Origin of the sequence: Pseudarthrobacter sp. W1I19 (assembly GCF_030817835.1) — a bacterium.
Taxonomy (GTDB): Bacteria; Actinomycetota; Actinomycetes; order Actinomycetales; family Micrococcaceae; genus Arthrobacter.
Genome location: NZ_JAUSZR010000001.1, coordinates 4,519,774 through 4,539,753, shown reverse-complemented (window position 1 = coordinate 4,539,753; position 19,980 = coordinate 4,519,774). Strand labels below are relative to the sequence as shown.

Annotated in this window: 18 protein-coding genes, 1 tRNA gene and 1 pseudogene; 7 read left to right on the top strand and 13 right to left on the bottom strand. The window is 64.5% G+C overall.

The window, feature by feature from the left end; all coding sequences use genetic code 11:
• Positions 1 to 75 precede the first annotated feature (75 nt).
• The gene (locus QF038_RS21065; RefSeq protein WP_307613000.1) at positions 76 to 1,014 is read right to left on the bottom strand and encodes a hypothetical protein; all 939 of its coding nucleotides are present in this window, start codon (positions 1,012 to 1,014) and stop codon (positions 76 to 78) included.
• A gap of 154 nt (positions 1,015 to 1,168) precedes the next feature.
• Between QF038_RS21065 and QF038_RS21060 the strand changes: the two genes are divergently transcribed.
• The 3 genes from QF038_RS21060 (at position 1,169) to QF038_RS21050 (ending at position 3,663) form a co-directional block, all read left to right on the top strand.
• Positions 1,169 to 1,714, top strand: coding sequence for a peptidylprolyl isomerase (locus QF038_RS21060; RefSeq protein ID WP_307612998.1), 546 nt, complete (start codon positions 1,169 to 1,171; stop codon positions 1,712 to 1,714).
• A gap of 9 nt (positions 1,715 to 1,723) precedes the next feature.
• Positions 1,724 to 2,602 carry a rhomboid family intramembrane serine protease gene (locus tag QF038_RS21055; RefSeq protein WP_307612996.1) on the top strand — a complete coding sequence of 293 codons (879 nt, stop codon included), beginning with the start codon at positions 1,724 to 1,726 and terminating at the stop codon, positions 2,600 to 2,602.
• 593 nt (positions 2,603 to 3,195) lie between these two features.
• Positions 3,196 to 3,663, top strand: coding sequence for a carboxymuconolactone decarboxylase family protein (locus QF038_RS21050; RefSeq protein ID WP_307612994.1), 468 nt, complete (start codon positions 3,196 to 3,198; stop codon positions 3,661 to 3,663).
• Between the two features lie 210 nt (positions 3,664 to 3,873).
• Here QF038_RS21050 and QF038_RS21045 read toward each other — a convergent pair whose 3' ends face one another.
• Together QF038_RS21045 and QF038_RS21040 are read right to left on the bottom strand one after the other, a co-directional pair.
• Positions 3,874 to 4,485, bottom strand: coding sequence for a DNA-3-methyladenine glycosylase I (locus tag QF038_RS21045; RefSeq protein WP_307612992.1), 612 nt, complete (start codon positions 4,483 to 4,485; stop codon positions 3,874 to 3,876).
• Between the two features lie 12 nt (positions 4,486 to 4,497).
• Positions 4,498 to 4,749: a cell division protein CrgA gene (locus QF038_RS21040; RefSeq protein WP_307612990.1), complete on the bottom strand. Its 252-nt coding sequence runs from the start codon at positions 4,747 to 4,749 to the stop codon at positions 4,498 to 4,500.
• A 174-nt stretch (positions 4,750 to 4,923) separates the two neighbouring features.
• Between QF038_RS21040 and QF038_RS21035 the strand changes: the two genes are divergently transcribed.
• The 3 genes from QF038_RS21035 to QF038_RS21025 are packed head-to-tail and all read left to right on the top strand — an operon-like array spanning position 4,924 to position 6,520.
• Positions 4,924 to 5,709 carry a class E sortase gene (locus tag QF038_RS21035; RefSeq protein ID WP_307612987.1) on the top strand — a complete coding sequence of 262 codons (786 nt, stop codon included), beginning with the start codon at positions 4,924 to 4,926 and terminating at the stop codon, positions 5,707 to 5,709.
• Between the two features lie 2 nt (positions 5,710 to 5,711).
• Positions 5,712 to 5,882, top strand: a complete 171-nt coding sequence (locus QF038_RS21030) for a hypothetical protein (protein WP_307612985.1) — start codon at positions 5,712 to 5,714, stop codon at positions 5,880 to 5,882.
• Positions 5,879 to 6,520: an aminodeoxychorismate/anthranilate synthase component II gene (locus QF038_RS21025; RefSeq protein ID WP_091419350.1), complete on the top strand. Its 642-nt coding sequence runs from the start codon at positions 5,879 to 5,881 to the stop codon at positions 6,518 to 6,520. Before QF038_RS21030 ends, QF038_RS21025 begins: the two co-directional genes overlap by 4 nt.
• 31 nt (positions 6,521 to 6,551) lie before the next feature.
• Here QF038_RS21025 and pknB read toward each other — a convergent pair whose 3' ends face one another.
• The 7 genes and pseudogenes from pknB to QF038_RS20990 all read right to left on the bottom strand — a co-directional run bounded on the left by pknB (position 6,552) and on the right by QF038_RS20990 (position 16,090).
• Positions 6,552 to 8,483 (bottom strand): Stk1 family PASTA domain-containing Ser/Thr kinase, encoded by a 1,932-nt coding sequence (gene pknB, locus QF038_RS21020; RefSeq protein ID WP_307612982.1) that lies wholly within the window; start codon positions 8,481 to 8,483, stop codon positions 6,552 to 6,554.
• 15 nt (positions 8,484 to 8,498) lie between these two features.
• Positions 8,499 to 10,230: pseudogene (locus QF038_RS21015) on the bottom strand (serine/threonine-protein kinase).
• Entirely contained in the window at positions 10,227 to 11,687 is a 1,461-nt protein-coding gene (locus tag QF038_RS21010; protein WP_307612980.1) for a penicillin-binding transpeptidase domain-containing protein, read from the bottom strand. Before QF038_RS21010 ends, QF038_RS21015 begins: the two are co-directional and overlap by 4 nt.
• A complete protein-coding gene (locus tag QF038_RS21005; protein ID WP_307612977.1) occupies positions 11,684 to 13,072 on the bottom strand; it encodes an FtsW/RodA/SpoVE family cell cycle protein in 1,389 nt (462 codons plus the stop codon). The genes QF038_RS21010 and QF038_RS21005 overlap by 4 nt, the downstream gene beginning before the upstream one ends.
• Positions 13,069 to 14,877 carry a protein phosphatase 2C domain-containing protein gene (locus QF038_RS21000; protein ID WP_373461605.1) on the bottom strand — a complete coding sequence of 603 codons (1,809 nt, stop codon included), beginning with the start codon at positions 14,875 to 14,877 and terminating at the stop codon, positions 13,069 to 13,071. Before QF038_RS21000 ends, QF038_RS21005 begins: the two co-directional genes overlap by 4 nt.
• Positions 14,878 to 14,879: 2 nt before the next feature.
• Positions 14,880 to 15,362, bottom strand: coding sequence for an FHA domain-containing protein (locus QF038_RS20995; protein WP_307612975.1), 483 nt, complete (start codon positions 15,360 to 15,362; stop codon positions 14,880 to 14,882).
• Complete coding sequence (locus QF038_RS20990) at positions 15,359 to 16,090, bottom strand: DUF3662 and FHA domain-containing protein (RefSeq protein WP_307612973.1); 732 nt, start codon at positions 16,088 to 16,090, stop codon at positions 15,359 to 15,361. The genes QF038_RS20995 and QF038_RS20990 overlap by 4 nt, the downstream gene beginning before the upstream one ends.
• Positions 16,091 to 16,465: 375 nt before the next feature.
• Between QF038_RS20990 and QF038_RS20985 the strand changes: the two genes are divergently transcribed.
• Positions 16,466 to 16,548 (top strand) — tRNA-Leu (locus tag QF038_RS20985).
• A 145-nt stretch (positions 16,549 to 16,693) separates the two neighbouring features.
• Here the strand turns inward: QF038_RS20985 and QF038_RS20980 are convergent.
• From QF038_RS20980 to ppgK, 3 genes are all read right to left on the bottom strand, one after another.
• A complete protein-coding gene (locus QF038_RS20980) occupies positions 16,694 to 17,392 on the bottom strand; it encodes a FadR/GntR family transcriptional regulator (RefSeq protein ID WP_307612971.1) in 699 nt (232 codons plus the stop codon).
• A gap of 24 nt (positions 17,393 to 17,416) precedes the next feature.
• Positions 17,417 to 18,544, bottom strand: a complete 1,128-nt coding sequence (locus QF038_RS20975; RefSeq protein ID WP_307612970.1) for a mandelate racemase/muconate lactonizing enzyme family protein — start codon at positions 18,542 to 18,544, stop codon at positions 17,417 to 17,419.
• Between the two features lie 395 nt (positions 18,545 to 18,939).
• Positions 18,940 to 19,686 (bottom strand): polyphosphate--glucose phosphotransferase, encoded by a 747-nt coding sequence (gene ppgK / locus QF038_RS20970; RefSeq protein WP_307612969.1) that lies wholly within the window; start codon positions 19,684 to 19,686, stop codon positions 18,940 to 18,942.
• Positions 19,687 to 19,980 lie beyond the last annotated feature (294 nt).

The window sequence follows — 19,980 nt, the reverse complement described above, 5'->3', positions numbered from 1 at the left end:
TGTGGAGATGAATAAAGGGCCCCGCCCCAGTGAACTTGTCACGGAGGCGGAGCCCTTAGGCACAACGCAGGACTGCTAGGACTGCGTGGCGTCCTTGTCCGCGGTGGACTTGCCGTTGGTACCGATGTTGGAGGCGATGTCCTGGGTGGCAGTCTTGGCGTCCGTGACAATCGGGGCCGTGGCGCCGGGAATATCCTCCGCCACGTGCTTGGCCTTGTCCGCGGAATCGTCGGCCGTTTCATCGGTTGCGCCGGAGGCGGTGCCAGCGGCAGTACCGGCGGTGGCCTCTGGAACGTCGTTCACCGTGGTGGCCGGGACCGGTGCGGGCGTGGACGTGACCGGGGACGGCGTCTTCCAGGGATCCTCGACCGGCTTGGAAGCCTTCCAGGCTGCCACTCCCGCCGCAACTGCCGCAGCGATGACGCCAAACACCAGCCAGCCGCGCTTTTTCGGCACCTCGGGCTCCGCCAGCTGAATGGTCGCCGTGCGGCCAGCCTGAGTCGCAGCTGCCTTAAGTTGTGTCCCGGTAGCCAGGGCCTGCTCCTGGAGGGCGTGGATGATTCCTACGTCGCCAAGCTTCTGGGCGACGGCGTCCACGCGTGCGGGTGTGTTTTCAAGCGTGCGGTGCACAATGCCGGATGCGGAGCCGATCTGATCGGACAGGCGGGGCAGGTATTCAACCACCACCCGGTCACGTGCATTGAGGATGACGGGCGTGGCCCTGTCCAGGGCTTCATGCAGCCGCGGTGAAGCACCGTCCACCGCGTCGTTGATCCGCGGAGCGAGCTGGGCCAGGCCGTCCTGGATACGCGGCGTCACGGTGGCCACTCCATCTGCCGCCTTGTGCGCAGCAGTCTTCAGGCCCTCCTGGATTTTGGGAGATGCAGTATCCAGGCTGTGCTGCAGACGGTCCACAGCTGCTTCCACGCGCGGAGACGCCCAATCTTTGGCATTCTCCATGGCGCCAATGACTGACAGCTCAAGGTCACGGGCAATACGGTCCGATTTCTTCACAACTACCTCCCGATTAATGTGACGGTCTGTGGTTAGCCTACGTGGCTTGATGTTCACCGGCTATTCCCTCCGCGGATTTTAGGCCGATTTCACCGAGCGCGGAACTGCCCCCGCAGCCCTCCCCACCTCAGGGGGCCATGAAAGAATGGGGCCTATGACTGCCATCGCAACTGCAAAAGCAACCATCCACACAAGCCTCGGCGACATCGTCGTCAACCTCTTCGGCAACCACGCGCCCAAGACGGTCAAGAACTTCGTAGGCCTCGCCACCGGCGAGCAGGCGTGGACCCACCCGGAGACGGGCGAGGACAAGACCGGGACGCCGCTGTACAACGGCACCATCTTCCACCGCATCATCAAGGACTTCATGATCCAGGCCGGCGATCCGCTGGGCCGCGGCACGGGTGGACCGGGCTACCGCTTCGACGACGAGATCCACCCCGAGCTCACCTTCAACCAGCCCTACAAGCTGGCGATGGCCAACGCCGGCATCCAGATGGGCAAGGGCACCAACGGGTCACAGTTCTTCATCACCACCATCCCCACGGACTGGCTGCAGGGCAAGCACAGCATCTTCGGTGAAGTAGCGGACGACGAATCCAAGAAGGTCGTAGACGCCATCGAAGGCGTCCGCACCGGCATGGGTGACCGCCCGGTAGAGGACGTCACCATCAACAGCATCGACATCGAACAGCTGTAATCCCCCTCCATGAGTTACGGAATTCCGTCGGCTGAGCCGTCCGCGCAGGTTCCGGTCTGCCCCCGGCACCCTGACCGGCCCTCCTATGTGCGCTGCCAGAGGTGCGGGCGCCCCGCATGCCCTGACTGCCAGCGGGCGGCCGCCGTCGGATTCCAATGCGTTGACTGCGTCAACGAAACAAAGCGGACGACGCCGGAGGTGCGGACCGTCTACGGCGGCGCCGCAGTGGCCGGCAAACCATTGGTAACGTACGTCATCATCGCCGTGTGTGTGGTGATGTACGCGCTGCAGTTGTTGCTGCCCAATGAGGCGGTCTACCAAAATCTTGCCTATGCCAATGGCTACGTCGAGCCACGCTGGGGAGAGTTTGAGCCATGGCGGATGTTAACCGCTGCCTTCCTGCACTCCCAGGGCTCCTACCTCCACATCATCTTGAACATGTATACGTTGTGGATTTTTGGCCAAGCCCTTGAGCCGCTCCTCGGCCGGATCCGTTTCCTGGCGCTGTACCTGATTGCCGCCATTGGCGGCTCCGTCGGCTATCTCATGCTCACGTCGCTTTACGTGCCGGGGCAGCAACAGGTGGGAGTGGTCGGTGCCTCCGGTGCCATCTTTGGGCTTTTCGGTGCCATGCTTCTGGTGCAGCGGCACCGGGGCGGTGATACTCGCCAGCTCTGGGTGCTGATCGCCATCAACGGTGTGATTGGTTTCCTGATCCCCCAGATCGCCTGGCAGGCGCACCTCGGCGGGCTGGCCACAGGTGCGCTGTGCGCGGCGGTCCTCGCCTACACCCCCCGCGGACCCAGGCAAGGCCTAATCCAGGCAGCGGGCCTGGCAGCCGTCCTGGCGCTGTTGATTGCCGCCAGCTGGGTACGCATCTCGCTATAGCCGTGCAGGCGCAGCGCAGCTTCCACTCGTCAAGATAAGGCCCCGACATCCTCACGGATGCCGGGGCCTCCTTTATCCACAGCCTTTATCCACAGTGTTGGTAACTTACACGCCTGTAGTTCACATGGGAAAGGTCCCTTTCCCGCCAGCACGCAGGAGTTTTCCCGGATATCCCCTTCCTCCATCCACATCTGTGGATAACTCTTGGGGATAGGCCTGTGCTTAAGTGGACAAATCGGCTGCCAACTACGGTTCTGTGGAAAAGGGCGAAGCACAGCGGGGATTTCCGCCGCCGGAAGCCCTTTGTCGGGGTACTTTCAACAGGCTTGTGCACAGTGTTAATAACTGACAGGCATGTAGTTCCCTTCAGGAAAAACAGCCACACGCCACTGCCATGGGGCTCGCTACGCCTAAATTTCCCCATGCATTTCCACAGCTGTGGATAACTTGTGGGTATTGCAGTGTTGGTAAGTGGAAAAGATCAACAGGCCGGGTGTGTAAAGCTGGGGGCAAGGGACTCACGGCCCGCTCCTCGGCGGGGCTGTCCACCTGCTAGTTTTTCCCCACCGTTGTGTTTTCACCAGGAGAATCCATTGAGCGCCACCACTCAGAACATCTATCTCGACAAGCAGCATCCCACCCTGTGGCGTGCCCTCAACGGGCTCGGACTCAAGGTACGGGAGGCCGCGGAGGCGGCCGGCCTGGACGAAACCACCGTGGAGCTCCTTCGGGTCCGGGTCTCACAGCTGAACGGCTGTGCATACTGCCTGGACCTGCACGTCAGGGAAGCCATGGAGGCCGGGGAAACCGCGCAGCGCCTGGCCGTGCTGCCGGCATGGCGCGAGACGGCTCTCTTTACCGAGAAAGAGCGTGCGGCACTTGCATTGGCAGAGAGCATTACGGAGTTGCCGGGCCATAGTGTGCAGGGTCATGAGGAAGCCTACGCCCGGGAGCACCTCTCGGAGGAGGAGTTCTCTGCCGTGAGCTGGCTGGCCATCGCCATGAACGCATTCAACCGGGTCTCGATCACCAGCCACCATCCGGTCTCTCGGGACCGGTAGAGTGCACGGTTCCCCGGCGCTGAGCCCCCTTGGTTAAGCACGGGCTGCCCGTTATCCACAGTTCTTCCACACTGTTAATAAGTGCATCCGAATGGCCCGATTGGCGCATTTGGTACGGCATGGCGCCCCAACACGGCTCCGGCCCGGTGGCAGCAGTAAGTTATCAACACTGTGGATAACTTTCCCAACAGTTGGGGAAAACTTGGAAGGTCAGGCGTCTGAAGCAGGCCAGATTCCCGAGGATCCACGGCGGTGGCTGTCCAGCAGGTGGGTGTCCACCATGCCGATGGCTTCCATCAGCGCAAACATGGTGGTGGGTCCCACGAAGGCGAATCCCCTTTTCCGCAGCGCCTTGGACAGCGCTATCGACTCCGGGGACTGCGTGGGAATATCTGCGTGGAAGGCCGGGCGGGGCGTCTGTGCGGGCTTGAACTGCCACACGTAGTCCACCAGGCCACCGTCCTGCCGCAGGGCGAGGGTGGCTTGGGCGTTGGTGATGGCAGACCGGATCTTCAGCCGGTTCCGCACAATGCCCGGGTCTTGCATCAGGCGCTCCACGTCGGCCTCGGTGAACAACGCCACGGCGTCGGGGTTGAAGGCCGCGAAGGCCGCACGGAATGCGGGGCGCTTGCGGAGGATGGTTGCCCAGGAGAGCCCGGCCTGGAAGCCCTCAAGGCAGATGCGCTCGTAGAGTCCCTGTTCGTCGGTGACTGGCAGGCCCCATTCAGTGTCGTAGTACTCGCGCAGGAGGGGGTCGGTGGAAGCCCACAGGGGACGGGCCAGTCCGTCCTCCCCCAGCACCGCGCCGCTGTCAGGCGCCATGGATGCCACCGGCTATGAACGCCACCGCGTGGTCATCAGGAATCCGACGATCGCGATGCCGAAGCCGGCCACGATGTTCCATGATTCCCATGCCTGGACCGGAAGGCGGCCCTCGCTGATGTAGAAGGTGATGATCCAGAGGAGGCCAATGATCATCAGGCCGAACATGACCGGCTTGAACCAGACAGGGTTGGGCTTGTAGGTCTGCGAAGACGCCTGCGCGGTGGTGCTGGCGGTCTTCTTGCGAGGCTTTGACTCGGGCACTGGCTCTCCTTGGCGGGCTGAGGCAAGCTCGGCGTTCCGGGCTTGATATCCTGCAAGAAGGAAGTTGCCAGCGGTCTGCGCGATCTTGGTCAAATCTGGATTCTTACTAGCAGCCAATTCTAGTCGTAGTTCATGGGGCACCAGTGCCCGCCGCAACCGCCCCGAGGAGAATGCGTGGTACTGCAGGAGAAGGCGAGGCCCGCCGCTGCGCCGCGTGCCGGCGTCGTATTTCTGCGCGGAACCATCCAGGTACTGGGTGAGCTGCTCATCACCGCCGGGGTGGTCCTGCTGCTGTTTGTCGCCTGGCAGCTGTGGTGGACCAACGTTGAATCGGATGCCAAGCAGAGCGCAGTGATCAAGGAGTTCGCCCAGGATCTGGGCAGCCCGGAACCTGCCGCTCCGGAGGCCCCGGCCCCGGCCGCCCCCGAAGATTTCGGCCCTCCTGCCGTGGGGACCCCGCCCGGCCATGCCGGCACCATCGGCATTATGTACATTCCCCGGTTCGGTCCGAACTACACCCGGCCCATTGTGCAGGGAACCAGCCAGGATGTGCTGGACACCCTGGGGCTGGGGCATTACAGCAACACCGCCATGCCAGGTGCCGTGGGGAACTTCGCCGTTGCCGGCCACCGGCAGACGCACGGCGCCGTGCTGGACAACATCCACACGCTGGTGCCCGGGGACAAGATCTACGTACAGACGAAGGACGGCTTCTACATCTACGTCTTCCGCAACAACCAGATCGTGATGCCCTCCCGAACCGACGTCCTGGAGCCGGTGCCCACCCAGCCGGGCGTCGTCCCCACCGAAAGCTTCCTCACCATGACCAGCTGCAACCCCCGCTTTGGTGCTGAAGAGCGCATCATCGCCTATGCGCTGCTGGACAACTGGCGCCCTGCCGCCGCCGGTCCGCCGGCGGAGATTGCAGCCCAGGTAGCCGCAGCGACGGGACGGGGCTGAGCATGTACGCCTGGATCTTCCGCCATCTTCCCGGGCCGCTGTGGCTGCGGATCGTCATCTCGCTGGTGCTGGTCGCCGTCGCACTGGTATTGATGGTTCAGTTCCTTTTTCCGTGGATGTCCGAGTACACCCAATTCACCGACTCAACGATTGGTTCCGCAAGCCAGCCATGACCACAACCAAGATCCTCGTGGTGGATAACTACGACAGCTTCGTCTACACCCTGGTGGGCTACCTCCAGGAACTCGGTGCCGAGACCACAGTGGTCCGCAACGACGACGTCACCCTCGCCGAGGCCATCGAACTGGCCGGCACGCGCGACGGCATCCTCATTTCGCCGGGCCCCGGCAACCCTGCAGAGGCCGGGGTGTGCATCGAGCTGATCAAATGGTGCGGCGAGAACAGTGTGCCGATGTTCGGCGTATGCCTGGGACACCAGGCGCTGGCGGAGGCGTTCGGCGGCAAGGTGACGCACGCGCCCGAACTGATGCACGGCAAGACGTCGCTGGTGGAGCATATCGGGACCAGCGTGTTTTCCGGGCTCCCCTCCCCCGTCACGGCCACCCGGTACCATTCGCTGGCCGCCGTCCGCGAAACGCTCCCGGATGTCCTGGAAGTCACCGCGGAAACCGCGTCGGGCGTGGTGATGGGGCTTCAGCACCGGACCGCGCCGCTGTGCGGTGTGCAGTTCCACCCCGAGTCCGTGCTCACCGAGGGCGGCTACCAGATGCTGGGGAACTGGCTTGAGTCCCTGGGCATGAAGGGTGCGGCGGCGCGCGCCGCGAAGCTGAGCCCGCTCATCCAGCACTAGCCTTCGCCAAGCACGCCGGCTCGGCCCGCCGCTAGCCCTTCTTTGTGGAGGTGGGCGTCGGTGTAGGCGTGGGGGACGGTGGCGGTGGCGGGGCTTTGGCCACCACGATGCTGACAGTCTTTCCCTGCTCCACCACGGAGTTAACGGGATCGCTCTGGTCCGTCACCCTGCCGGCCTCCACCTGGGCGTTCTCCGCCTCCGTGACCGCTGGTACGAGGCTGAGTTCCTTCAGTGCCGCTTCAGCTTCTTCGCGGGTCCGGCCGCGCAGTTCCGGAATTGCCACCTTGCCCGTGGACACCACCAGCTCAACCGTGGTGCCCACTCCTACCATCTGCCCGGGGGCAGGGCTGGTGGTAATCACAATTCCGGCCGGGACAGTGGCGCTGTTGGCCGTGGTGGTGGACGGGGCACCCGCCAGTCCGCTTTGGCGCAGGATATCCCTGGCCGCCGCTTCGGTCTTGCCCGGCAGGCTGTCCGGAATCTTCACGGCGCTGGGCCCCTCGGAAATGTTCAGCACTACATCGGAGCCCGGGTCCATGGACGTGCCGGACGCCGGATCCGTTCCGATGGCTGTCCCCTTGGGCACCGTGTCATGCTGCAGCCGCACGATTTTTGGTTTGAGGTCCGCGCCGTAGAGCTCCTGCAGTGCCGCCGATTCGGTCAGCGCTGCCACAGCCGGGATCTGCACCTTGGGCGGCGGCGGTGCCGGACGGTTCACGGTGTCGTACACCCACAGCCCGCCGCCGGTGAGGACCAGGAGGGTGAAGATCACCAGGGTGGTTATCCAGGCACGACGGCGGGACTTCTGCCGGGCGGTCCGCTCGCGCTCGGGAGGGAAGCCGAGGGGCAGGCCATCGCGTGCTGAAGGTTCGTAAGCGGCGGCAGTGGCGCCGCCGTCGTCGGCTGTAGTGCCCAGGGCAGCCAAGCGCCCGGTTGGGGGGTCATCGAGGAAGCCTGCGCCGGCTGCCGCGAACGCTTCGGTCACGGGCGCTGTGGTGGGGGCGGGGACGTGGTCATTGGGATCGGTGGGTGCCTCCGAGGCAGTAATTGCCGGGACCGGAACCCCCGCCCGAGCAGCGCGCAGGGCACGCTGGAAGGCGGCGGCGTCCTGGAACCTGTCGTCGCGGCTTTTCTGCAGCGCTTTTGCCAGCACGGTGTCCAGTGCCGGGGAAACGGCAGGGTTCAGGCTGCTCGCCGGCGCCGGAATCTCGCGCACGTGCTGGTAGGCCACGGACACGGGGCTGTCGCCGACGAACGGCGGGCGGGAGGTCAGCATTTCGTAGAGCAGGCAGGCCGCGGAATAGAGGTCGCTGCGCGCGTCCACTGTTTCGCCGCGGGCCTGCTCGGGAGAGAGGTACTGCGCCGTGCCCACCACGGCCTGGGTCTGGGTCATGGTGGCGGAGGAATCGGCGATGGCCCTGGCGATGCCGAAGTCCATGACTTTTACCGAGTCCGTGCCGTCGCAGTACATCACGTTGGCCGGCTTGATGTCGCGGTGCACAATGCCGGCTTTGTGGCTGTATTCAAGGGCGCCGAGCACGCCCAGGCAATAGTCGATGGCCTGGTTGATGCTGACCTCGTTGGCCCGGATCAGTTCCCGGATGGTCCTGCCCTCAACGTATTCCATCACGATGTACGGCACCCGGACGTTGTCATCGGAGCCGTCATGGACCATGTGCTCGCCCGTATCGTAAATTGCCACGATCGAGGGGTGGTTCAGGGCGGCCACTGACTGGGCCTCGCGTTTGAAGCGTGCCTGGAACTGCGGGTCCCGGGCCATATCCGGCCGGAGCAGCTTGATGGCGACCGTACGGCCCAGCCGGGTATCCAGGCCCCGGTAGACGTCTGCCATTCCGCCGCGGCCGATGAGGCCGCCCAGTTCGTAGCGTCCGCTGAGGACACGCTGGCTATCCACCGGGAGGTTGTCCTCCCGGTGCAACGGTGTGCGCGCTGACTCGTTCACTGGCTGTCCTGGCGGCTACGGCCGGCAGGTAGGCAGGCCGGGCACTTGGTCTGGTCCACAAGCCGGGAGGGATGAAGGCGCCGTAGGTCCTGCGGCGGACGGGGTGCTGGGAGCGGTGGTGGGAACGGTGGTAGGGGCAGCCGTGGTCGGCGCGGGCGCGGGCGGTGCCTCGGCATAGGTGACAGTTATCGCCGACCCCAAAGGCAAAGGACCGGTCGGGTTCAATTCCACAACTCTCCCCGGAGCGGCCTCAGTCGTTTGCCGCGGGACCACACTCACCGCAAGCCCAAGGTCTGTAAGCTGCGACTGAACCGTCCGGTAGTCCTTGCCGAGGTAGGCCGCGGGGATGACGTTCACCGTTTCCGGCGTGGGCTCCTGAGTGGGTGTGGGCGTGGAACGCGTCTGCGTCGGGGTAGCCGACGGCGTGGTCCGGGTGGGGCTGGCCGACGTAGCCGGCGCACTGGTGGAGGTAGCGCTGGGTGAGGGATTGCCGGAGGGCGAAAAGAGTCCGAGCTGGCTTACGAGGAACCCCACCAGGGCAAACAGGAGCAGCAGGATCAAGGCAACCAACGGCCACGTCCAGGGGCTGCGGCCCTTACGCCGCGGCTCATCGGCGGGCTCGTCGTCGTACGTTGTTTCTTCCGGGGTCCAATTCCGCTCGGCGGCCAGGGCATTGGCGCGGGCCAGTGTCCCCTGTGGTTCACCATCTGCTGCGGATGCGCCGGCAGCGCCTGCCGCCATCCCCGCCGCGGCTCCTGCAGCACCGGCACCCAGTACGCGGCAGCGCCGAGGTGGCTGCGTCCGACGAGTCCCGCTGGGCGCCGATGACGCCGGTGGGGGCAGTGGCCGTGTCCACGGGGGCGGTAATGGGACCTGTGTCCGCGTCAAAGAGGAGCATGCCCGGTACCGCGGCGCGGGCGGCGTTGATGTCGCCGTTCCGGATGGCCTCGGCAGCTTCGGCAAGTTTGATGGCGTTGGCCGGACGGTTCTTGGGATCCTTGGCCAGCATGGACATCAGGAGGGCGCGCACCGGGGCGGGAAGCGACTCGGGCAGGGGTGGCGGAGCGTCGTTCACCTGCGCCAGGGCGATGGCGATCTGGGACTCGCCGGAGAACGGCCGGTGCCCGGCAAGGCACTCGTAACCGATGACGCCCAGCGAGTAGATGTCAGAAGATCCCGTGGCAGTCTGTCCGGTGGCCTGCTCGGGTGCCAGGTACTGCGCCGTTCCCATCACCTGGCCGGTCTGCGTGAGCGGGACCTGGTCGGCGAGGCGGGCGATGCCGAAGTCAGTGACCTTCACCCGGCCGTCAGGGGTGATCAGGATGTTGCCGGGCTTCACGTCGCGGTGCACGAGGCCTTGGGCATGGGCAACGGAGAGCGCCCGGGCGGTTTGGGCGATGATGGACAGGGTGCGGTCCGGGGACAGTACCTGCTCATGCTCGATGATGCTGCTCAGCGGCTGGCCCGGAACGAGTTCCATCACGAGGTAGGCCGAGCCCTCTTCCTCGCCGTAGTCGAAGACGTTTGCAATGCCCACGTGGTTGAGCAGGGCGGTGTGGCGGGCCTCTGCGCGGAACCGCTGAAGGAAGCCGGGGTCCCCCGTGTACTCCTCTTTCAGGACTTTGATGGCGACGATGCGGCCCAGGACAAGGTCCTTGGCTTTCCAGACTTCCCCCATGCCGCCGATCGCGATCCGCGTAGTCAGCTGGAATCTGCCGCCGAGGGTGATTCCGGTTGTAGGCCTCACTTATTCAACACCGCCTCAAAAATCTTCTTCGCGTTCGGACTGGTTAGCTGTGCGCCGGTGGTGATGTCTACGCCCTCCATGACGATCGTGACTCCCACCTGCGGGTTGTTTGCGGGGGCGAACCCGGTGAACCAGGAGTTGTTGACGCCGTTGCCCAACTCTGCGGTTCCGGTCTTGCCGGCCACTTGGACTCCGGGGACTGCTGCCCTGTTGGCGATGCCCTGGCTGACCGCGCTGGTCATCCATTCGGTGATCTGGTTGGCGATCGCCGGAGTGGTGGAGGTCCGGAGTTGCTGCGGCTGCGGTTCGTCGATGACACGCAGGTCCGGGGAGCGCAAGGCCTTGATGAGGGTGGGACGCATCTGGACACCGTCGTTGGCGATGGCGGCAGTCATCATGGCGATTTGCAGCGGTGTGGCGCGGACGTCGCGCTGTCCGATGGCGGACTGCGCCAGCCCCGGAGCGTCCAGGTCGTCGGGGAAACCGTTGCCCTTGGCGTAACCCAGCTTCAGTTGGTCGCCCATGTCTTCGCCGAAGCCGAACTTTTTGGCCTGTTCGGCAATGGCGTTGCGCCCCAGGTCAAGGGCGATGCTCGCGAACGGGGTGTTGCAGGACTGTTGCAGGGCGAACGCGAAGTCCGCTGTGTTCCGGGTGTAGCAGTTGCCGCCGGCGTAGTTGGGCAGCTTGTACTGGATGCCGTCGAAGGGCATCTCTGCAGGATTGGGAAGCTCGCTGTCCTTGTTGTACTTGCCCGAGGCAAGGGCCGCGGCTGTGTCCACCAGCTTGAAGACCGAACCCGGGGCGAGCTGCTCGCCCGTGGGACCGCTGACGTTGGCGTTCAGGTTGATGCCGGGGATCTTAACCAGTTCGTTGATGTTGGCCGACTCTTGCTCGGTGTCCTGGGTGGCAACGAGGTTCGGGTTGTAGGACGGCTTGGACGCCATGGCCAGGATGGCCCCGGACTTGGGGTTGGTCACCACGATCGAGCCGCGCTGGCCGTCCGGGATCAGGTCATATGCGAGCTTCTGGATCTCGGGGTCGATGGTGAGTTCCACCGAGGCGCCCTTGGGCTGGTTTCCCAGGAACATCTGCCCCACCCGGTCCAGGAACAGCTGGTCCGAATTGCCTGCAAGCTGCTGGCCGAGGGCCTGTTCCAGGCCCGTGGCGCCGTAGTTCTGTGAGAAGTACCCGGTGATGCCTGCATAGAGTTCGGGCTGTGAGTAGGTGCGCTGGAACTTGCAGGTCTCCGAACCGCTTTCCACCGATTCCGCCACGGGACTTCCGCCCACAATGATGGCGCCGCGGTCATTGCAGTAGTTCTGCAGGATGGCGCGCTGGTTAAGCGGGTTGGCTTTGAGATCGTCGGCACCTACCACCTGGACGAAGCTGATGGCGCCGAAGAGCAGTGCAAACATGGCAACTGCCGCTACCCACGAATGCCGTATTGCCTGGTTCACGGGTGCTTCACCGCCTCGGTAGGAGTGTCAATGCCCAGGGAATCGGCTTCTTTTGCCGAAGGAGGCGGAGTGGTATCCACCGGTCCGCGGGCGGTATGGGAAATCAACAGGAGCAGGCCCACGATGATCCAGTTGGCCAACAGCGATGAGCCGCCGGCGGCCAGGAATGGGGTGGTGAGGCCGGTCAAGGGGATGAGCCGGGTGACGCCGCCGATCACCACAAAGCACTGCAGCGCGACGGCGAAGGACAGGCCGCAGGCCAGCAGCTTTCCGAACGCGTCGCGGGTGCCGAGGGCGGCCCGGAAACCCCGGGTGAAGAGCAGCAGGTACATCAGGACGATGGCGAACAGTCCGATCAGCCCCAGCTCCTCGCCGAGGGAGGCGATGATCATGTCGCTGTTGGCAAAGGGCACCAGATCCGGACGGCCCTGGCCCAGCCCCGTTCCCACCAGGCCGCCGTTGGCCATGCCGAAGAGGCCCTGGATTACCTGCCGGCTGCCGTTTTCGTAGACCTCAGGGGAAAAGGCATTGAGCCATCCGAACACGCGCTGCTGGACGTGGGAAAACACCTGCGCTGCCACGAAGCCGCCGCCAAGGATGAGGGCCAGGCCGATGACCACCCAGCTGATGCGGCTGGTGGCAACGTAGATCATCACGATGAAGAGGCCGAAGAACAGGACCGAGGAGCCCAGGTCACGCTGGAAGATGAGCACGCCGATGCTGACCAGCCAGGCAGTGATCATGGGTCCCATGTCCTTGAAGCGGGGGAACTGCATCGGGCCGATTTTCCGGCCGGCCAGCAGGATGAGGTCCCGGTTGGACGACAGATACCCTGCAAAGAATATTGCGAGGGTGATCTTTGCGACTTCGCCGGGCTGGAAGGTCATGGGGCCGAGCCGGATCCACACGCGCGCGCCCAGGATCTCCCCGGCGCTGATCCCGGGGATCAGGGGCAGCAACAGGAGCAGGGCGCTGGCGGCAAGTGAGATGAAGGTGAATTTGCGCAGGACCCGGTGGTCTTTGAGGAACCAGATCACCGCGATGGCCACGGCCATGGCGATGAGGGTCCACCGGAGTTGGTTGTTGCCGGTGTCATCGCCGGGCGCGTCCAGGCGGTGGATCATGGCCAGGCCAATGCCGTTGAGGGCCACAACCACGGGAAGTATTACTGGATCAGCATATTTGGCCCGGAAGCGGAGGACCCCGTGGAATACCAGGGCCGCAACAGCGAGGAGGCTGGACTGGAACCAGAAGTCCGAATCGAAGGCCTTTTCCTTGTCCACGCCAACCAGCATGTTGGCGCCGATGCCCACGCAGAGGGCAAGCAGGAGCAAGGCGAGCTCCACGTTGCGTCGTGGCTTGGGCGCGGTACTGGGCTGGGTCATTGGCCCACCTCACAGGAGATCGTGGGACTGGGTGTGGGGGACGGTGCTGAGGGTGTCGGCGATGCCGGGGCGGTTGAGGTATCGGGTGCCGGCGCTGGGGCATCTGTCGACGGCGGCGGGCTGGCCGGAACCGGGGACGTGGCGGGCGATGCCGACGGGGACGGGCACCCCTCTTCGGGTGACGTGGTGCCGGTGAGTTCGAGGTTCTTGACGATGCGCTGGGCGTCGTAGAGGTCCTGGGCGGGGACGGTCTGGCGTACCCGCTGCTGCGAGAACGGGGGGAGCGAGTCCATCCGGATCTCGGTAACCGTCTCAAGGGTGGAAAGCTGGATGGGTCCGAGCCGCTGGGAGACGCCATTGTAGATGGCCACCCGGGCGTCGAACTCGCCGACGTAGTAGCGGGTCTGGGTCCACGCGTAGCCGAGCCAGAGCGCCGCCGTCAGGACCACCAGCACCAGCGCGGCGATGGACCAGGTGACCCACCGGCGTGGCTTGAGCGGGACGAGGTTGTCTTCAGCATCGCCGGGCTGCGGTTCAGCCTTGTGCGTGAGGAGGGTGGCGGCGCGCCGTGCAACAGTGCGGCCGGCGATGGTGGGAATGGATCCGGTCTCTGCGGCTGTTGCTGCCGCGCCCACCAGTTCATGCGGGCGTGACGAAAGTTCTTCGCGCAGTACTTCGGCGGTGAGGTGTTCGCCGAGGTGCGGGTCTGTTGAACCGGCGTGAGAGGGGTCCTGCTCAGACGAATCCGACCCGGGCGAACCAGACTCGGAGTCTGCCTCCGAGTCTGCTTTGCCGGTGCCATTGCCAGTTTTCGGGGTGTCCGGGCCACCATCAGCGCCGGCATTCTGAGCTTCCGTTGCTGCGGGTGTTTTGGCTGCCGGGGCTGCTGCGCCTGGCAGGGAGGCGGCAGCCTTGCCGGAGCCCTTTCCTTCCGGTGGCACGGCGGCTAGAGGCTGCGCGTCCTTTGCCGCGGCAGGGGCTTTGGTGGCCCCGGGGGAAGGAATGACGTCGACGGCGGCGGTATTGACGTCGTCGGGCGTTTCCTCAACGATGTCCACCATCACCACGGTGACGTTGTCCGGGGAGCCTGCCTCAAGGGTGAGCTCCACCAGGATTTCCGCGCATTCACCCAGGTCCCTGGTCTCGCGCACGGTGCGTTCCACGGCGTGGCCGGCCACGTAGTTGAGCCCGTCGGAGCAGAGGAGCCAGCGCTCACCCGGCCTGACGTCAAGGCTGTCCAGGTCCAGTTCGGGGCTGGCGTCCACGTCGCCCAGGACACGCATCAGGACGTTTTTGTGCGGATGGGTTTCGGCCTCTTCGGGGCGGAGCCGTCCCTCGTCGATGAGCCGCTGCACAAAGGTGTGGTCAACGCTGACCTGCTCGAACTTGCCATCTCTCAGGCGGTAGGCGCGTGAATCGCCGATGTGGGCGAAGTGGAGCTTTCCTTCGGCGAGCAGCAGCGCGGTGACCGTGGTGCCCATTCCGGCGAGCTTTGGGTTGATATGCACCAGTTCGGACAGCAGCGAGTTGGCGGTCTGGATCTCGTCCGCCAAAGTGGTGGCAGCGTCCCCGTCGTAATCGTCATGGTCCAGGTGGATCATGTCCAACACGGTGGCCGCGGACGCAACGTCGCCACCCGCGTGGCCGCCCATGCCGTCGGCCACCACGGCCAGGTGGCGTCCCGCATAGGCGGAGTCATCGTTTTTGGCGCGGATTTTTCCGACGTCGGAGCGCGCGGCAAAGCGCATGATGAGGGGCCGCTCCACCGGCTTGGGGTCGGTTGCGGGGGTTTGCGGTTCGGCCACGCCTATGGCCTCAATTCGATGACCGTCTTGCCGATTCTCACGGGAACACCAGGTTCAACGGGCAGGGCGCGGGTCAGTTGCTGATCGCCCAGGTAGGTGCCGTTGGTGGAGCCGAGGTCTTCAATGAACCAGCGGCTGCCCTGGGGAAAGAGCCTGGCGTGGCGGCCGGAGGCGTAGTCGTCTTCCAGGACCAGGGTGGCCTCCTGGGCGCGGCCGAGGAGAATGGGGCTTGCGGCGAGGGGAAGGGTTGTTCCCTTGAGAGGGCCTTCAACCACTACCAGCTGCCTGGCGTGCTGTTTCACCGGCTGCGGCGGCGCATCGGCCAGGTTCGGGTTTTTGCGGACCTGGCGGGCGGTGGGTGCGCCGGCGGCTGCCTTGCGGCCCACCATGAGGTCGCGGCGCATGGCGGAGACAATGCTGAAGATCAGCACCCACAGCAGCAGCAGGAAGCCGAACCGCAGGGCGGTGATGGTCAGTTCGCTCATACGGAGCCACCCGGGCTGGCGGGGAGCAGGCGGAAGATGATCTTTGTCCGTCCCATCGTGATGGTGGAGCCGTCGGTGAGTTCGGTGCTTCCGGAAACTTTGTGTCCGTTGACATAGCTGCCATTGGTGGAGCCCATGTCCACGGCGCTGGTGACGCCGTTGAGGGTCCGGATCTCGAGGTGGCGCCGTGAAACTCCTGTGTCCTCGATGTGAATGTCAGCTTCTGAAGACCGGCCCAGAACGATCGACGGTGCATTCAGTGAGTACCGCTGGCCGTCAATGTCCAGGACAGGCTGCAGGCGGACTGGCCGGCGGTTGGGAGCAGCCGGCACGTTGGGACGGGCAGGCGCGGAACCGGACTTCTCTGTTGTGGAAACGATCTCGAAGTCGCCGGGCCGCAGTTCGGACTCGCGCCGGAAGGAAATTCGCACCGGGCCCTGCAGGATGTAGCCCTGGCTGCGGACGTGGTTGATCACCACGTCGCACAGTTCCTCGGCCAGGGCCGTGCCCCACTCCTGGGCCCGCTTGAAGTCGTCATCGCTGAGCTGGACGTCAAAAACGTTGGGCACCAGGGTGCGGCCGGCGGCAACGGTGAGGGATTTGTGGTCAACTTCGCGCCGGAGCCGGCTGGCGATCTCCACGGGTTCCACCTGGGCGCGCGAGCCGGTGGAGAAGACGCCCCGGACGGCTTTTTCGATGCCGCGCTCCACCTTGTCCAGCAGACCCATGGTTCTTCTCCTTTCCCCCCGGCTGCGGGGCAGTTATCGTTCCGTAAGTTCACTTGCAGTGGTGTTGCCAGGCCTCCGGTGTGCCCGCATGCAGCAGCCACTCCTACATCCGATACTACTGGGCAGGCCTGTGAATGACCCTAATTCACAACGGCCGGGCGCCGCCAAAAGTTCGGTTTGCAGTTGCCTGTGGTGCCGTGGGGGGCGTTGGTCCCAGCTCTTCGGCTTGGCCCAAGTGGCACGTACTTGCGGGCATCCACCGCCGCTCTGGAGCCCAATTGGTATTTTCCCTGCAATGTCCGTTATGCTTGATCTCGCTGCTTTCACAGGGTTGCGGATCAGGGAAACCTGCCGGAATTCAGTGAAGGAAGTTGCGCGCGAGTGGCGGAACGGCAGACGCGCTGGCTTCAGGTGCCAGTGTCCGAAAGGGCGTGGGGGTTCAAATCCCCCCTCGCGCACGCAAATGAGGAGCCCCGGTCTTAGGACCGGGGCTCTTCTGTTTAACCTCTGGCCACGGATCCTGGGCTTGTTCGCGAATCCTGGCCATAAAGGTTCGGATCCGCGAACAAGGTTGGGTCTCGCCCTGCCGGGACGAGCCCGAGGTTACGGGCGCGCGGAAGCCTTGAAGCGTCGTCGTGAGTTGGCCAGGTGGCTGCGCATGGCGGCGGCCGCGGCAGCCTCGTCACCGTCGGCGATGGCGTCCGAGATGGAGCGGTGCTCCTGGACCACCTGGTCGAAGTGGTCCCGGGCGTAATGCTCGACGCCGGTCATCAAGCGGGTGCGCGGCATCGCGATCATCGTCTGGCCCAGGGCAGCGAGGCAGTCCGAGTAGTAGGGGTTGCCGGAGGCAGCTGCCACGGCGCGGTGGAACTCAAAATCGGACTTCATGGCGTGGGCCGGGTGGCCGGCGCTGGCTGTGAATTCCTCCAGCGCTGCGGTGACCGCCCTCAGTTGCCGCTCGGTGTGGTTGCGGGCGGCAAGTGCGGCCGCCTCGGTTTCCACGCCCATGCGGAACTCAAGCAGGTGGAGGCGGTCCTCCATGCTGGCCACAGGACGGGCCCCGGGTGCTGCCTGGGGCCCGTCCGACGGCGGGGTGAGGGCGAAGCTGCCGCGCCCCCGTTCGGTTTCCACAAGTCCCTCGGCCTGTAGCCGGGTCAGCGCCGCGCGGACAACCGTCCGGCTGACGCCGAAGTCGCTGATGAGGGTGTTCTCGCTGGGGAGCTTCTCACCTGGCTGGATGACGCCGTCGACGATGCGGGTGCGAAGGTCAGCGGCGAGGTCCGCGGTGAGGTTCCGGCTCATGGTTTCAAGGTTACGGCTTCGGGGTTACGCGCCGAACTCCACGGACTCGGTGGTCCAGGCGCGTGCCTGGTCGCTGAGGGTAACGCCGAGGCCCGGGCGGTCCGGAACGATCATGCGGCCGTCCTTGGTTTCGAGGCGCTCGTTGAACAGCGGGTCCAGCCAGTCGAAGTGCTCCACCCAGGGCTCGCGCGGGTAGGCGGCGGCGAGGTGGAGGTGGATTTCCATGGCGAAGTGCGGGGCAAGGCCCAGCCCACGTTCGTCGGCGAGGGCTGCGAGGCGGAGGAACTGGGTGATGCCGCCGACGCGGGGTGCGTCGGGCTGGATGATGTCGCAGCCGTTGGCGTTGATGAGGCCCTTGTGTTCGGCCACGGAGGCGAGCATTTCGCCGGTGGCGATGGGGGTGTCCAGGACGTTGGCCAGGTGTGCGTGGCCTTCGAAGTCGTAGGCGTCCAGGGGTTCTTCGATCCAGATGAGGTTGAATTCCTCGAGCTGTCGACCCATCCGCAGGGCGGTGGCGCGGTCCCACTGCTGGTTGGCATCCACCATGAGCGGGACGTCCCAGCCGATGTGTTCGCGGATGCCGGCGACCCGGCGCAGGTCTTCTTTGCTGTCCGGGAGGCCGACCTTGATCTTGATGCCGCCAATGCCTTCTTCGAGGGACTGGGTGGCGCGGGCCTTGACCTCTTCGAGGCTGGCGTTGAGGAAGCCGCCGGAGGTGTTGTAGGTCTGGACCGAGTCACGGTGGGAGCCGAGGAACTTGGCCAGGGACAGGCCCGCCCGTTTGGCTTTGAGGTCGTAGAGGGCGATGTCGATGGCGGCGAGGGCCTGGGTGGCGACGCCGGAACGGCCCACCGAGGCGCCTGCCCAGAGCAGTTTGGTATAGATCTTGGCGATGTCGTTGGGGTCCTCGCCGATGACGCCCTCGGCCACTTCCTTGGCGTGGGCGTACTGGGCGGGGCCGCCGGCGCGCTTGGAGTAGCTGAAGCCGACGCCGGTGTGTCCCAGTTCGGTGGTGATCTCGGCAAAGAGGAAAACCACCTCCGTCATGGGCTTCTGCCGGCCCGTGAAGACTTTGGCATCGCTGATGGGGACTGAGAGGGGAAGGCGGGCGGTGGACAGTTTGACGTGCCGGATCAGATCGACGCTGCTCATGGATTCTCCTAAAGGCGGGGCTGGGCTCCTTCGCCCACAGTCTTAGGATATAAGTTGCTTACTTGTATTACAAGTGGTTGTGTTTTCCCGGAGCGGCTCACCCCAACCTCTGGCTGGCGGGGGAGCCGATGTACGGCCTTCCCAGCTGATTCCCGTAGGAGTTGCCTGGCCGATGTGATGCCCGCACTGACGTTCCTAATTAAAGGCACTCTCAAATCCAGGCGCGCGCGCTGACCCCTGGTGGAACCCATCTGTTCATCCGCCACTCAAGCCTCCTGTGCCGACCGTTGTCAGGATGGGTCCTATGACCCCGTAAGTGCTCTGTCTGGAAACTCGCGAATGGGTCCTATTCTGACGTTGGCTCGCTGCTCGCCTGACGTCAGGTTGGGTGTAGCTCAGGCTGATGGGAAGGTCAGAGAACAGGCTGGCAGCAGCCGGGGTGCTGGAGGCGTTGCGGTGGAGTTCAGCCGGGTCCTTCGGCCTGGGTTGCCGAAGTGATTGGGGTGGCTGGTTATCGTTGCTTGTAAGGCAGCACCCACGACGCCCGCAGAGTTTTCCAAGCTGGCCGGGATCACCGGGGCGCGTAGTGACAGGTGTGGCAGGTATTCGTTGCTGCATGCTGAAATTCCCCCACCGATGATGATCAGGTCAGGTGAGAAGAGGAACTCCACATGTGACAGGTACTGTTGCAGCCGGTCGGCGTACTCCATCCAGCTAAGGCCTTCATTTTCGCGGGCGAGTGCCGATGCCCGGGATTCTGCTTTATAGCCGTCGATTTCCAGATGTCCCAGCTCAAAATTGGGTATTAGCTTTCCATCAACTACGAGTGCTGATCCGATGCCTGTTCCCAACGTTAGGACCAGGACAACGCCGTGTTTGTCCTTCCCAACGCCGTAATGGGTTTCTGCCATACCAGCTGCGTCAGCGTCATTCACCACGCAAACAGGTCGACCAAGACGTTCCCGCAGGTAAGCCTGAACATCCAGTCCGATCCAGGTGTCGTCCATGTTTGCTGCCGACATGGCCACTCCATGCTGGACTATCGAAGGTATAGCCACCCCGACAGCAGGGTCGGTATGCCCAATGCTTTCGGATCCGAGCTCATCGATGAGCTGCTTCAGGGTGTCTGCGACTGCATCCACCGTGCCGGAGGCAGGTCCGGAGGTGACGGACGCCGCCGACCGGGGTACCGCTCCTCATGTTGATGGTTGCACCCTTGATCCACGTACCGCCGACATCGATTCCTATCCGGAAATTCAGTCCGGACGGCACGTTGGTGGTAGCGGTCGCGGGTCGTGTCATCACGTTTCCTTTGCATAGTTATGGGGTCATGACCGGAGGGGCCCAGTTCCGCGGAGTCGGGGCGTCGAACTTTCAAACTCGACGAGCAGCAAGCCGCAATGGTCTGTGAAGGGGAGAATCTGCGAGTGATGCAA